Annotated in this window: 19 protein-coding genes and 2 pseudogenes; 17 read left to right on the forward strand and 4 right to left on the reverse strand. The window is 24.9% G+C overall.

Features of this window, described 5'->3' with window-relative positions; all coding sequences use genetic code 4:
* The first annotated feature begins 422 nt into the window (after positions 1-422).
* The 12 genes from ABNT63_RS02825 to ABNT63_RS02880 all read left to right on the forward strand — a co-directional run bounded on the left by ABNT63_RS02825 (position 423) and on the right by ABNT63_RS02880 (position 7,127).
* Entirely contained in the window at positions 423-1,280 is an 858-nt protein-coding gene (locus ABNT63_RS02825; RefSeq protein WP_348736323.1) for a hypothetical protein, read from the forward strand.
* 95 nt (positions 1,281-1,375) lie between these two features.
* The gene (locus tag ABNT63_RS02830) at positions 1,376-2,200 is read left to right on the forward strand and encodes a hypothetical protein (RefSeq protein ID WP_348736324.1); all 825 of its coding nucleotides are present in this window, start codon (positions 1,376-1,378) and stop codon (positions 2,198-2,200) included.
* Between the two features lie 107 nt (positions 2,201-2,307).
* Complete coding sequence (locus ABNT63_RS02835; protein WP_348736325.1) at positions 2,308-2,442, forward strand: hypothetical protein; 135 nt, start codon at positions 2,308-2,310, stop codon at positions 2,440-2,442.
* 23 nt (positions 2,443-2,465) lie between these two features.
* Positions 2,466-2,822, forward strand: a complete 357-nt coding sequence (locus tag ABNT63_RS02840; RefSeq protein WP_348736326.1) for a hypothetical protein — start codon at positions 2,466-2,468, stop codon at positions 2,820-2,822.
* Between the two features lie 12 nt (positions 2,823-2,834).
* Positions 2,835-3,167, forward strand: coding sequence for a hypothetical protein (locus ABNT63_RS02845; protein WP_348736327.1), 333 nt, complete (start codon positions 2,835-2,837; stop codon positions 3,165-3,167).
* A 22-nt stretch (positions 3,168-3,189) separates the two neighbouring features.
* Positions 3,190-4,086: a hypothetical protein gene (locus ABNT63_RS02850; protein ID WP_348736328.1), complete on the forward strand. Its 897-nt coding sequence runs from the start codon at positions 3,190-3,192 to the stop codon at positions 4,084-4,086.
* A 121-nt stretch (positions 4,087-4,207) separates the two neighbouring features.
* Positions 4,208-4,369: a hypothetical protein gene (locus tag ABNT63_RS02855; protein ID WP_348736329.1), complete on the forward strand. Its 162-nt coding sequence runs from the start codon at positions 4,208-4,210 to the stop codon at positions 4,367-4,369.
* A 13-nt stretch (positions 4,370-4,382) separates the two neighbouring features.
* A complete protein-coding gene (locus ABNT63_RS02860; protein ID WP_348736330.1) occupies positions 4,383-5,450 on the forward strand; it encodes a hypothetical protein in 1,068 nt (355 codons plus the stop codon).
* On the forward strand, positions 5,423-5,638 hold the full coding sequence (locus ABNT63_RS02865) for a hypothetical protein (RefSeq protein ID WP_348736331.1): 216 nt from the start codon (positions 5,423-5,425) through the stop codon (positions 5,636-5,638). Before ABNT63_RS02860 ends, ABNT63_RS02865 begins: the two co-directional genes overlap by 28 nt.
* Positions 5,638-5,850, forward strand: a complete 213-nt coding sequence (locus ABNT63_RS02870; protein WP_348736332.1) for a hypothetical protein — start codon at positions 5,638-5,640, stop codon at positions 5,848-5,850. The genes ABNT63_RS02865 and ABNT63_RS02870 overlap by 1 nt, the downstream gene beginning before the upstream one ends.
* A gap of 143 nt (positions 5,851-5,993) precedes the next feature.
* Entirely contained in the window at positions 5,994-6,755 is a 762-nt protein-coding gene (locus ABNT63_RS02875) for a hypothetical protein (protein WP_348736333.1), read from the forward strand.
* A 9-nt stretch (positions 6,756-6,764) separates the two neighbouring features.
* Positions 6,765-7,127, forward strand: a complete 363-nt coding sequence (locus ABNT63_RS02880; RefSeq protein WP_348736334.1) for a hypothetical protein — start codon at positions 6,765-6,767, stop codon at positions 7,125-7,127.
* A 295-nt stretch (positions 7,128-7,422) separates the two neighbouring features.
* Here the strand turns inward: ABNT63_RS02880 and ABNT63_RS02885 are convergent, their stop codons facing one another.
* The 3 genes from ABNT63_RS02885 to ABNT63_RS02895 form a co-directional block, all read right to left on the reverse strand.
* Complete coding sequence (locus ABNT63_RS02885) at positions 7,423-7,572, reverse strand: hypothetical protein (protein WP_348734870.1); 150 nt, start codon at positions 7,570-7,572, stop codon at positions 7,423-7,425.
* 516 nt (positions 7,573-8,088) lie between these two features.
* Positions 8,089-8,235 (reverse strand): hypothetical protein, encoded by a 147-nt coding sequence (locus ABNT63_RS02890; RefSeq protein WP_348736335.1) that lies wholly within the window; start codon positions 8,233-8,235, stop codon positions 8,089-8,091.
* A 97-nt stretch (positions 8,236-8,332) separates the two neighbouring features.
* Positions 8,333-9,103, reverse strand: a complete 771-nt coding sequence (locus ABNT63_RS02895; protein ID WP_348736336.1) for a hypothetical protein — start codon at positions 9,101-9,103, stop codon at positions 8,333-8,335.
* Between the two features lie 683 nt (positions 9,104-9,786).
* Between ABNT63_RS02895 and ABNT63_RS02900 the strand changes: the two are divergent.
* From ABNT63_RS02900 to ABNT63_RS02910, 3 genes and pseudogenes are all read left to right on the forward strand, one after another.
* Positions 9,787-10,682, forward strand: a pseudogene (locus tag ABNT63_RS02900) (IS30 family transposase).
* Between the two features lie 240 nt (positions 10,683-10,922).
* Positions 10,923-11,666 carry a type I methionyl aminopeptidase gene (gene map, locus ABNT63_RS02905; protein ID WP_348736338.1) on the forward strand — a complete coding sequence of 248 codons (744 nt, stop codon included), beginning with the start codon at positions 10,923-10,925 and terminating at the stop codon, positions 11,664-11,666.
* A 145-nt stretch (positions 11,667-11,811) separates the two neighbouring features.
* Positions 11,812-11,991: a hypothetical protein gene (locus ABNT63_RS02910; protein WP_348736339.1), complete on the forward strand. Its 180-nt coding sequence runs from the start codon at positions 11,812-11,814 to the stop codon at positions 11,989-11,991.
* Between the two features lie 32 nt (positions 11,992-12,023).
* Here ABNT63_RS02910 and ABNT63_RS02915 read toward each other — a convergent pair.
* Positions 12,024-12,473, reverse strand: a pseudogene (locus ABNT63_RS02915) (hypothetical protein).
* 145 nt (positions 12,474-12,618) lie between these two features.
* Here ABNT63_RS02915 and ABNT63_RS02920 point away from each other — a divergent pair.
* Both ABNT63_RS02920 and ABNT63_RS02925 read left to right on the forward strand, forming a co-directional pair.
* A complete protein-coding gene (locus tag ABNT63_RS02920) occupies positions 12,619-13,593 on the forward strand; it encodes a glycosyltransferase family 2 protein (protein WP_348736340.1) in 975 nt (324 codons plus the stop codon).
* A gap of 3 nt (positions 13,594-13,596) precedes the next feature.
* Positions 13,597-14,331, forward strand: coding sequence for an RDD family protein (locus ABNT63_RS02925; RefSeq protein WP_348736341.1), 735 nt, complete (start codon positions 13,597-13,599; stop codon positions 14,329-14,331).
* The last annotated feature ends 22 nt before the right edge of the window (positions 14,332-14,353 follow it).

Below are 14,353 nucleotides of genomic sequence, written 5' to 3' on the forward strand. Positions count from 1 at the left end.
AATATTTTAGATACAGACAATGTATTTAATAAATAGAAAGAAGGAAGTAAATTATGGCACAAAACCCACAAAGAATTTTCGGAGATATTGCTAATCAAGCAACAAAACGAGATCGATAAACATTTGAACAATGATATTTACAAACTTATCAACAAAAATTTAGTTGAGAAGCATTATTTGCATGAAAAGATGCAAGTAAATTTAGTTTAGCATATAAAAGAAAGAAAAATATTAAATATAATGAAGGTTCTGGTAAAGATGGGAAAGTATTTAATACTGATGATAAATTATTAAATTATTCAGAAGTAGAATTTGATGATGGAATTGTTGAATTAGATACAATTTTAACTTTTGCTCGTAAATTAGACCCTGTAGAAAGTGATTTTAACCCTAATCTTTGGGCTGCTGATATTGAACAAGCAATGGATACTGAGGTTGCTTATAAACGTAATAAAATTTTAGAAATTATTAATAAAGGAGTAGTTACAACCATTCAAGGCCAAAAAGCAGATGATACTAATGCTTTACAAATTCACGATGAAATTATGGATAAAATATATGAAAATGGATTTACCCCATCAGAAACAGTTGTCTTGGGTTCGGCTGATTTTATTCGTGGAATTCGTAATAAATTACAGTTACAACTTGGAGCAAATGACCAAATAAACAATGTAATTGAAACAAGCGGAGCAATGAAAACTGTTGAAGGAACAACATATTATATGGTTCCTAAAAAATTACCAATTATTAATAAAGATGGTTCAGAAGGAACAATTACTTTATTACCAGATGGTGTTAATGCAATTGCCTTTAAATTTAGTAAAAAATATGACCCTCTTATCTTACGCAAAAAAGACCATACTCCATTAAGAGTTGGTGCAGCTGCATTGGGTACTGGAATGGTTAATACTTTGATTATGGAAAGAGTTTTATATTTAGGTGGGGTAGTAGTTGAACCTAAGGGAATTATTAAACATATTGTTTCAAAAATTGATATTAGTAAAATTAATAAAATAGATAAACCAAATATTCATGTTACAGACCCAACAAAAACAACAGCCGAACAGTTAAAATCACAATTTAAAGATATTGTTTTAAAAGCAGTAAAAGCAGTAAATAGTTCTTTAACTGAAAGTGATTTTGATTACTTTATTGAAAGTGCTGGTGTTGACTGACCAATTAATATTACAAATGATAAAACTATTGAAGTTCAAATTGAAGTTAAAAACAATGCTACTGGTCAAACAAATCCGATTGATGTTAAAATTAAAAATTCTTAATAGTACTAAAAAATAGTACTTTTTCGTTTGATATATATGCCAATTGGAACATCTAAAACAGCCCTTATTTATGCTGTTAAAAAAATCAAACTAGATTGTCAATCCAACAACAAGAAAAAAATTTTGGTTTACAGTTATTAGAATTTTTAGGAATTCAAGTTTTAGCACTTGGTTTATCAGTTTTAACTGGTGGTATTGCTTCGGCTGTTGGTCTTGGTGCGGGATTATCTAATTTTGCCGCAGCATTTATCTCATTTGGAGTAGAAACAGCAACCGATTTTGCCGTAAATCAAATATACGATAAATTAACATCAGAAGTGACAGTAAAAAGTACTGCCTTAAATTTGCTACCAGCAATTGGTGGTATTGGAAAATTAACGCGTGCTGCTCGAACAACTAAAATTTTAAAATTAGCGAAAGAAACTAAACTACTTGAAAAATTAGGTGTAATAACTGCTAATAATTTAGAAGATGTTGTAAGACAAGTTAGAGGTAAAAAGATTTTATCTGATAAATTAATATTTGATTTTACAAAACAAGCTAATAATGAAACTTTATTATATACAATTGGAAAATTAGCCCGAAATGATTTTTATAAGGGTTTTAAAGTTTCTAAATTAGAAACAATTAATAATTTATTAAAAATTGAAAAAAATATTCAAAAAATAAGTAAAATTAATACTAATGAGTGATATAACAAAATGACTAATCTTTATAAAAAAGGTGTTGGTAAAAACCTGATATTAAATGCTAATTTAATGCGGGGCAGTAAAATATATAATAATAAATTATTAAATATTTTTCATCAAACACCAATTAAATTAAATAAAATTTTAAATCATTTAAACCCAAATTTTTATATTCAAAAAGTAACTAAAAAATTATTAGCCCCAATTAAAAAAACAAATAATTACTATTAAACAAAAAGTAATTAGTAAAATTACTGATAAAACTAAAAAAATATTATCTAAATTTGAAACTAAGGCTATTAAAAAAGGTCAATTATTACCTTTTGCTTATGGTTCTGATGTTTTTTTTAGCAGTTAAAATTGTTCCATTATCAGTTGCGGGTGAAGTTGCTTTAACAATATATTATAAAAATCCTAAATATGTCCCTATTGTCGTTATGACAACTTTAATCAAAGCAAACAGTTTGTTTTAGCTCCTGAACCGTTTAAATTCTATATGAACAGTGAATGGTTTATTGGTTGGGGATTTAAAAAAACAAGTTTGTTTAATTTAGTTTCTTTTGCCCCACTTGTTTATCAGCAAGTAGTAAAAGGTAGTTTTAAAATATATCTGACAATTGCTAAGATATTAAAAATGAAAGAACAATTTAAAAATAACTTTAATAAATATAAATTGTTAAATACGCTAGAAGATAGTGCGGTTATTAGTTTGTTAGGTAATGGACTAGTATTTCAAGCATATAAACAACTCAGAACAAAACAAGATTTAAACAAAACAATTAAAACAAAAACATTACTAAATAGTAAAAAATTTATATTAAAGAAAATATATTCTAAAAAAAGTAAATGATAAGGAGATGATTAAATGTTAAATGAATTATGACAAAATGTTACTTTGGAAAATTATAATAATTTTATTCCAATGACAGGTAAAATTACACAAGTTCCAGTTCGTTATAATAAGTTTTTTAAAGGTGATGTAGAATTATGATTTAAAACATTTGCTTTAAGAGCCCAAAATATGATTAATTCTTACTTAAACTATCCATTTTCAAAACTAAAGTTTGAAACATTTAAAGATCCATTATTAAAGAAAATTTGTATTAATATGGTGTTTATTACGATTGAGCATTGAACATTTAACCGCATTCCAATTGAATTTTTTACTTCGGCAAATATGAGTTGTTGGTGATATTAATTATTCATCGTAAAATGACCCTATGATTACTTGACAAGGTCTATTGTCTACCTATGCAAAATCATTGGCTAATTTAACAACTTTAAAGAAAATGTTTCGTACTTTTCAAGAAGAAGGTATTGATTTAACAATGATTGATTTAGAAGCATATTATACTCAATTAGAAGTTGATGCTTTAATAGAAAAAGAAAAAACTAAGATTGACAATAAAACTATTGTTAAAAATAACAATAATGAAATAAATATTCCCTTTGATAATGATACTATTTATGAAAAAAATGGTGTCTGAAAAGCAAAACAAAGTGGCGGTAGTGATATTAAAATTGATAATAAAACAATTATTAAAAATACTGCTGATGAATTAATGGTTTCAGATTTAAAACAAAATAAAATAACTTTATTACCTAATAGTAGTGGTCGTGTTAATGCTGATTTTAATGCTGAAAACGGGGAATTAAGAATTTGAGACCCTAGTTTTGAAGGTGGTAAAAATACTGCTGATTATATGATTATTGATAGTACAGTTGCGGGAATTGAAAGTACTGATGATACATTTAGTACTACTAAATATTTAGATAAATTTTATTTACAGAAAAAAGATTTACCTAAAATATCAAATGATTGAAAAGTTGTTGATACTAGTGATTTTGTTCAAGATTCTAAAGGATATAAAATTAAAAATTTTAATAAGTCAGAATATTATTATCGTTTATGGTGTTATACAACGCTTGAGATAGAACTATATATAATTACGCATATAAACTTTAAAGGTCAATTAGCAAGTGGAATATCATATGGAAATAATCCAAGTCATTGAATTACCATTCAATTATTTTCCAACGGTGAGTTTAAATTATCATCAATATCAAATAGTGTTGAAATTAAAGGATTGTATATTGAAAGAAAAAAAGTAAGTTAGGAAGGAGATGGTATTATGCCAAAAGTAACTATTAAAGATATGATTATGTTTTTGAAAATCTTTGGAGTTTCATCATTTTTTTATTGCCGGAATTATTATTTGTTTTATCGGAGAAAAAACATTGGGTATTTTTTGACCAGCATATGTTATTGTTTGAGCAATGCTTATTGGAACAGGAATTATAGTTTTAATTATTGAAACTATTATATTTATCAAAACTCATAACAAACAACAAAAACAAGATAGTATTGAAGATGTTATTAAAAAAGAAGATACGAAATAAAGAGGTGATATAAATGGGATTGTTACCAGCAAAAAAGAAATTAAAAAAAGAATATGATATTGATAGTTATTATCTTAATTTAGCATCAACGATTACTAATCGTAAAAATGTTACTGTTCAAAAACATAATGAAATTTTAGAAAAAAGAATTTGTGAAGATAATGTTAATTTTTTAAATCCACGTGATTTAGAAATTAACATTTATAATCCAATTAATAATAAACAGATAGATACTAAATTAATTAATAACTTTTTAAAAATGCAAGACTTTACTAATAAGAATTGATATAACGAATATAAAATTAATAAGAATGGTAAAGGTGCATATTTTATTTTTGCTAATAATTCAAAACTTAATTTTATTACGATTGATTTTTACAATGACCAATATGACGAATTAGGTAATTTAGTTTCGTGTACTTTTGATTATGACCCTTATCTTAAAAATGACCAGAGTGTTTTTATTACTGAAAAATTAGAAATTAATTATGTAACTAAACAAGTAAAAGTTATTAGAAAGTTAAAAACACGATTATACAGTACTATTACCGACTTATATATTGATGATACTAAATGAAATAACTATACAACATTACAAAGAGAGGAAATATTGCCACTTAATTTTATTCCGATTGAAATTATTCCTAATGACCCTAATTTTGAACCTTCTGCTCGTTATGGTAAACAATTTGCTAGTATTTTAGATATTATTGCGGAAAATATTATGTTAAACCCATTATTAAATAGTGGTAAATTTACCATTAATACTAATGTAGTTACTGGTGTTGTTGACCAAGAAATTAGTAAAATGTTAGCTTCGTTTATTGAAAATGACTTGTTATTAGTTGAAGGAGACCCCGATAGTAATTTTCAACCAGTAGACTATATTGCTAGTAATTTTAAAGGTGAACAATTAACCAAAATATATGATTGATTATTAACTAATTACTATAAAATAAATCGCCACCATGTTCCCACAATCGCTAAGGGGCTCAACAAACACAAGCGGAAGTTGCTGGTGTTAATATTCAAACAAACGCTTCGTATGAACAAATGATATATATCAGAGAAATTAAATTAACTGAATTCATTATTAAGTTAATTAAATATGATAATGCTATTTTAAATAGTAGAACATTTAATATTAAAAATATTGATGATTTAATTGTTGATGTTCGCTTACCAGTAAATGCAACTTTAAACAGACAATTAAATAACAATGAAACTATTATAAATATACCTAATGAAGAACAAGAAAAACAAAAATAATGTTAAAACCATCAGAAAAAATGTTAGCACAATTAGCAGAAAATGATGAACCAATTGACTATTCAATTGATAGTATTCCATTAGATTTTGCTAGTCAATCTCAGTACAGCGACCCTGATTTAGAACAATTATTTACTGAAGACCGTGCTAGAACCTTATATATTTATAAAATTAATAATCTTGTTAAGACAAAAAACAAAAACCAACCTTAAACTACTCTCAAAATAGTGTTAAAATAGGTTTTGTTGACAAAGATGAATATATTAAGATTATTGGTTATGAAATCAGTGATTTTAATTTTAAATTACAAATTCAACAAAATACCACAGTTCAAGATAATAGTACAAGTTATGTAATGATTGATGAAAAAGATATTTTAATTAATGATATTTCAAAAAAAGACAAAGAATTTTTAGAATCCTATGACTTAAAAATAGTATCTATTAATGAACCAATTACCGAAGACAATAAAAATGAATGTTATATTATCGAAGAATATAAAAGACCTTATTCACCTGATGGTGTTGATATTATTAAATCTACTCATTTAGTTAAGGTGACTGATTTTAAATGAAAAAACCAAAATAGTATTCATTTAGTATTACAAAAATCATTACCCGAAGATACAGTATTTACTGGAATTGAGATTAAATACCCTAAATCAATGTTATTTGGAAATATTAAATGTTGAGGAAATATCAATGGTGTTTATTCTTATCCATCATCAAATATTGAAAATGCTAGTTTAGTACCATTATTATCAATGTCAATTGAAACAAACTCTAATTTAAGAGTATTTCAATATTGGTTTACTGAAAGTTTTTTACCGTGAAGTATTGCAAAAAACTATATTCAAGGTAAAGATATTTTAGATTTAATAAATAAAAATGGTTTAGATAAAGTTTTATTGAATTATTTAACATATCGTTATAATTATGATAGAAAATTTCAAGGTGCAAAATATGATGAAAAAGGTAACCCCACCAATAAAGCGACTGAACTACGCCAAAAATTCGAAGGACAAAAACCCGAAGATATTATTGATGGTTTATTTGAAAATTGAAAACTAGATAATTCTACATCTATTAATGACAGTGCTATTAAAAGATTTAAATAAATTATCTATATGTTATCAAATTATACATATAGTAAATATGCTATTAACAAAGGTTATAATGATGATATTAAATTATTTTCTCCTTATTATTTCAAACTAATTTCAAAACCAAATAGATTAGAAGAAGGATATTTTTATTTTTCAGATTGTCAAGTACAAATATATTCATTATATTTTGATTTTATTGGTTATAATCCACCAATTCCAGTAAATTATTGAAAAGAAATTAAAGCACAAGAAAAACCATTTAATCAAGTGGATAATAAATGATATTTTGCTATATGGAAACCTAATAATTCTATTTATTGAAAAATATCAAAATTTAAACACGATACAAATAAAGGAAAAAAATTGAGGCTTGAGATCCATTAAAACCATATTATATTGATCTCTTTTTATGGGTTTTTGAAACAAAAGAACAAGATTTATTAATAGATGATCAATCGGAAGGTAAAATAGAACGAATTTTTTGAAATGAAGATAAGGGACAAAATTTTAAAGCAGTTTATCGTTGAAATGGTGGTGGTGAACCTCTTAAACCTTTAATTGATTCAAGTACTGGAAAAATTATTGATTGAAATTTAAAACAACAACCAAATGTTAATAATAACAAAGATAATGAAATTAAAGTAAGTGTTAAAAACAAAGATATTTCAGAAAATCCTATTTATCAATTAGAAGCAAATTTTTTTAATTGATTATCATTAACAAATGAATTAGAAACAAATAACATTCCTTCTCTTATTCCATCAGAAATTAAATTATCTGATGGTGAATATGGTAAATATTTAACTAATTTAATTGTTTCTAATGACAAAATAGAAGACTATTTAAATTATTTTTCTGAATGATATAAATTACTTTATTCTAAAATAGATTGAATTAGTACAATCAAAGATTTAATTGATTATAGTATTAAAATAACTTTTGATAAAAAACTATTTAATTTAAATCAAATTGAAATATCAGGTATATGAGGTTATGGTAATTATGAAATTACAATTTTTACCGAAAAAGTACAAATTAATATTAATAATTTACAACTATTTAATAAAAATAATGAAAAATTATCATTAATTATATTAGAAATATAAAAAGTCATTTTAATAAATGACTTTTTATTATTCATTAACTTTTACATTACCGGTTTTATTAATAATTAAATTAGGTACATTAGTATCTTCTAAATTTCAACGATAAACTGCTTTAAAATTTTGTCCCTTATCTTCATTTCAAAAAATTCGTTCTATTTTACCTTCCGATTGATCATCTATTAATAAATCTTGTTCTTTTGTTTCAAAAACCCATAAAAAGAGATCAATATAATATGGTTTTAATGGATCTCAAGCCTCAATTTTTTTCCTTTATTTGTATCGTGTTTAAATTTTGATATTTTTCAATAAATAGAATTATTAGGTTTCCATATAGCAAAATATCATTTATTATCCACTTGATTAAATGGTTTTTCTTGTGGCGCCATTCATTCTAAATTGTCTTTTATTTCTTGCTTATTTGTATTTATTTGATTTTCTTCTTTTAATTTTGCTAATTGTTCTTTTGTATATTCTTGTGTTGTATTACAAGCAACTAAACTTGTTGTACTTGTTCAAATTAAAGTGATTGAACTTAAAGGACTTAATATTTTTTTTATATTTTAATTCTACTATTACTATAGCTGCTATTAATTCTGGTTCTGCCATTTCTCAAATTGATGAAAAAATACTAATAGCTTTTTTACAAAATAATTGAAAAACATCTTCATGAATTAATACGATACCGTTTTCTATTTGATTAAATAAAATATTAAAAATTTGTTCCCCCGTCATTGAAATTTCTGTAGTTTGATCTGGAATAAATTCAGCTTCACTGTCTCTTCATGGATCTCTAACATAATAAGTATCTTCAAGTATATTTTCTTTATTTGGTTTGATTCCAACAATTAATGCAGCATGATAAGAGCTATCACATCCTTCATCATCATATTCGTCGTCATCAAATAAACCACCAAACATAACAGGAGATTGTCTAGAAAGAGATTCCCATATTAAATGTCTTATCCACATTCTTTTTTCTATATCATTTAATCTATTTCAAAATAATCGAGTTAAATCAATTTTCTTTAAATTAAATCCCAAATTTTCCTGAATTATCGGGTTTGTGTTTAATATTTCAATTACCTTTGATAATGAAGCGCCATCATTTGCATTGTTTGGAAAAAAACTTGCAATTTCTTCTTGTTCCATTTCTTTAAGATCTTTATTATTAATAATATTATTACTAAATATATTTTTTAAAATTGCAATAACACATCATCAATCATGTATTTGAAATTCCATTGGTTTTTTCATGCTAGTTTTTCTTAAATCAATTAACACATCTTCTAATATTGGATATGTTATTTCTTGTCTTTTAACTCTATTTAAATTTTTTAAATTATTTGTTTGTAAATAACTAATTTCATTATTTTATAATTTAGTTTCTTCTTTTTGATAAGGACTAGCGGCAATTTTTGTTGGTACAGCAGTTCCACTAATTGTTAATACACTTAATAAACTAAGTAATTTTTTCATTTTTTATAATTTCCTATCTTTTATCTTGAAACTTTTTTCAAGATCTATTGACATTATATATATATATATATATATATATACAAACACTTTTAAATATATTTTAGAAAGGAAATTATACAAATGATTATTATTGTGATTATATTGTACTAAATCTGGGCTCGCGGTGATTTTCATAATTTTATGAAAAATTACTTAAAGTTTAAAAAAACTTTTGCCGCGCTTTTCAAAATACTTGGGAAAAATTCTAAGCGTTAAGCGAAGAATTTTATAAAGGTTCCCAAATTTGTTTGAAAGAACCTCAAAACTTTTTTTAACTTATAAATTATTTTATCACAAAAATTTAAGAAAATCAACCGCTCGCCCAAAACCTCAAAAAAATATATAATTAACTTTGTATATAAAAGAAAGGATTTTTTAAAATGGATAAAACAAAGCATCATTTTACTTTTAAATAAAGAGTAATGTTAAAAGATTTATTAGAACTTGATTCTTTAAAAAGAAAAAATGGTAAACCCAATATATCTAAAATAGCAAAAATATTGCATAAAAATCGCAATACAATTAGACGAGAAATAAAAAGGTTAAAAGATAATGAATATGACGCTAAATTAGCACACGAAAATTATTTACAAAAACAACAAAAATGTTTTAAAAAATCATCATTATTGCTAAATATTTTAGAATGACTAGATGAAAAATATAACAAATTTTATGATTCACCAGAACAAATCTGTAAAAAATATGAAAAAGAGTTTGGTATTAAATTTCCAGTATGTTTTAAAACTTTATATAAATATATTCATTTGGGATTTTTAAATTTCAAGAAATATAATTTGTATTTTAATGGTAGAAAATATAAAACAAAAAATAGGATTGATAATCGAGGTAAAATAAGAAATTTTAGAACTATTGAAGAAGCAAAACATGATAAATATGAATTTGGTTGATTTCAAATGGACACTATGGTTGGTAAAAATAATAGTGTTTGTTTAGTTTTAATCGAAGAATTAACGCAATTTAAAATCATTGAACCATTAAAAGAAAAAACAACAAAAGAAGTTACAAACGCATTAAAACGAATTTTTTTCTAACAGATTTTTTAAAGATAGATGCAAAGGAATAATAACAGATCAACCCAAAAGAATTTGCTGATTGAGAAAAAATTAAAAAAATAACAAATGCTAAAGTATATTTTTGTGACGCTGGAACTCAAACACAAAAACCCAAAGTTGAAAGAGCAATTCGTGATTTTAGACATTGATTTTCTAAAGGAATTGATTTAAGTATTTATTCAAGAAATTATTATCAAGAAGTTGCCAATATAATAAACTCTAAACTTAAAAAATCTTTACATTAACTATCTTCAAAAGAAGTTTTTATACAAATGTTTAATTTTTAATATAATTACTTATAAAATTTTAATCATTTTATTTTTCGGTGTGTCAAAATTCATAAATTTAAGACAAAACTACTAAATTTTTTTAAAATAAATTATATTTAACATTTATTTTATTGATGTTATAATGAAATCAAATAAAGTGCTACATTTCATAGTACAATTTACAATGATAAAATAAAATCTGAAAGGAATTTAACTATGATTACAATTAAAACAGACCAAGAAATTGAATATATGCGCAAAGCTTGTTTAACATTAAAACAAATTCATCAAGAATTAAAAGCGATGATTAAACCAGGAATAACAGGCGTAATGCTTAATCATCGCGCAAAAGAAATTATTCGAGCAAATAATTGCCAACCAAATTTTAAAGGTTTATATAGTTTTCCTGCGGCCATTTGTGTTTCTTTAAATGAAGTTTTAATACATGGGATTCCAAATCATACATCATTTGTGGAAGGTGACCTTGTCTCTGTTGATGTGGGTTGTTCATATGAAGGTTATAATAGTGATGGTGCTTTTACTGTAATTGTTGGAAAACCGCGCACAGCAGAACATGTGAAGTTATTAACTGTCACTGAAACAGCATTAGCAAAAGCAACCGCAATTTTGAAACCAGGAGTACGAATTGGTGATATTGGTGAAACAATTCAAACATATGTTGAAGGAGAAGGTTTTTTCTTACCAACTGAATTTGCCGGCCATGGAATTGGGCGTGAATTACATGAAGAACCAATTATTCCTAATGTTGGAACAGCAGGAGTAGGAATGCGCTTACAAGCTGGAATGACGATTTGTATTGAACCAATGGTTCAAATTGGGACTAAAGCAATTAAAATGTTGGATGATAATTGAACGCCAGTGTCAGCTTTAAACTTATGTAGTGCCCATTTTGAAGATACAATTTTAATTACTCCGACTGGATATGAAGTTTTAACTTAATTATTTTTAAAAATAATAATCGTACCGAATCCTTAATAAAGTATTTGACCCATTTTTTAATTTTCTTGTGAATGAATTGAAAAATTTGTAATTATTGTGTACCATAAATGAGTAGTGCTTTATGTTTAACATGAAGGGAGCTATTATGCGATTTAAACAAAGAAATTGAGTTTGAAAAATTAATATTTTTGGCAAACATATTAAAGCTGAAGCAGGAAAACGAAATCCGTTTGATTATGCCCGAGTTAAAAAAATGACCCGAGAATTAATTAGAAAACAACGATTAGAAGCAAAAGTAAATAAAAATAATAACTATCAATTTTAAAAAACCATACTTTCTTAGTATGGTTTTTTAAATTATTTATTAAGTTGATAATTATTTTTAATTTTTTGATAAATCATTGTTTTGTAATCTTTATCAAGAAAGTCAATAAATGTAAAAACACCAACAAAATGATAACCAATACCTAATTATTTTTCATTTAATTTTGCAAAAGTAATTAATTGGGTTTGACGTTCTAATTGTTTTTCACCTAATTTTTGTTGTTTTGTCTGATCATTTGTGTCATTAAAATAATAAATATAATTTCAGTCATCGGACATATAATTTGCATATCCCTTTTTAATTGCTAATGCTTTTTGGGTGAGAGAAACAATATTAGGAAATTAAACTTGTTGATAATGATTAATATTATAGCCACTTGTTAAAGTTGAAAGCTGATTTTCATCAGTAAATAAGGTGCTCAAGACATCAAAAATTGTTCGAAATATTATTTTATCATCAGTTGTAATTTCTTTTTGTTGCAAAATTTTTTATAATGTTTCATTTGTCATTTGATGAACCCTTCTTTTTAAACTTGTAAATTATTTTACTTTTCTAATATAATAATTATACTAAAAAGAGATAAAATGTTATAATTATGGCAAGAATTGATTGAGAGAGGGGATTAAAATGTTTTTATCATTTTTTATTGTAGTACAAAATAATCAGACAAAATTAATGAAGACTTTACTATCAATTAAGGAACAAACAAGTGACGATTATGAAATTGTTTTAATTGATGATAGTGGATTCCAACCAAAATCACCACTCTTAGAATTTATGAATGAATGCTTTTATAATAATATTGGTAAACAAATTCAAGTAATTACAAATTTACGAAGTCAAGACTTTTCATATGGTATTAATACTGCTATTTCAATTGCACAAGGAGATTTTTTTATGATTGTTGATGAAGGACAGACAATTCATAAAACAGCAGTTGCAGTTTTAAAAGAAAAAGTTGAAACATATCAAGTTGAACATAAAAAAGTTGATATGCTTGAATTTAGGTTACATTATGCGAATTCAAATGAAAAAAGTGAAATTTGAAATAAATGTAATGTTTTACTGTCGCCTAAAACTAATAAAGAAGTGTTAGCATATGTTAATTGCTCACTTTTTACAAAGATATTTCGTCGAAACCTTATTTTACAAAAAAATATTACATTACTTGATTATCGTCGTACTGATACTTTCTTTATTTATAACGCATTAGTTTATACCGGGGGATATGTTGCAATTAAAGATGTGCTAGTTGATTATGAATTAGGAATTGTCAATTATAGTGTTTTTGATTTAATTAAACAATGAATTTATATTTTTAATTTATATCGTGATTTAAATTTATATCGTGAATATCAAGAAGAATTAGAGTATGCTTTTATTCGCTTTTGCTTAGTAACATTTTTAGAAATTGTTAGTTTACAAAACAATAAAAGATTATCAATTAAAGCTATCCATAGTGCCGAAAATAAATTAGAACGTCGTTATAAAAGTTTTATGAAAAATAAATATCTTAAAAATGTAAAAGAACCACAATTTAAAATGATTGTTGCTGATATTAAAGGTTTTATTAAACATTGAAAACTGGAAAATACAAAATAAATAATGCAAGAATTAGCAAACAATAAAAATTCAGCTGCTAGGATGATGTCAAAACCAGAAGAAGAATATCAGCTTCATCAATTAGCGCGTCCAGTTCGTGTTATTTTTGTTCGTTTCTTTGATATTATTTTAGCGAGTTTAATTCCATTAGTATTAACTTTAACGATGAAGTATTGAGATCAAGCTCGAACAATTTGAGCGCCTATTTTAGTTATTGCTGTTACTTTTGTTCTTTTCTTTCTTTATTTTGTTCTTATTCCTTATTTTTGAGATGGTAAAACAATTGGAAAATTTTGTTTTCAAATTAAATTAGTTACGAGTGAGGCAAAATTAAAGTTAGCAGTTATTTTTACCCGTGAATTATTTATTACATTTTTACCTTGATTTGTTGTTTTATTGACAAATTTAAGTTTAAATTTAATTTTTGAAGTTAGTTTAAGTGATTTGTTTCGGACAACTAATAAAAATCCAATTGCATTAATTATTATTCGAACTATCACAACAATTTATTTTTTATGATACCTTGGTTTAATTTTTGGTTTAGTGTTAAATCCAAATCATCAAATTTTATTTGATCGTCATTTTCATTTATTTACTGTCAAGAAAAAACCAATTCCTAAAAAAGCACCAACAATACCAAAAGAATTAATAACAAGAAAAACAAAACATATTCATTTACAAGAAAACCAACCAGGAAATATTTCTGATGAAATTTTAAAAGAAATTGATGAATTATAGGGTAAAATGTAATTGTTTGTAA

The organism is Spiroplasma endosymbiont of Ammophila pubescens, assembly GCF_964020965.1.
Classification (GTDB): domain Bacteria; phylum Bacillota_I; class Bacilli_A; order Mycoplasmatales; family Mycoplasmataceae; genus Spiroplasma.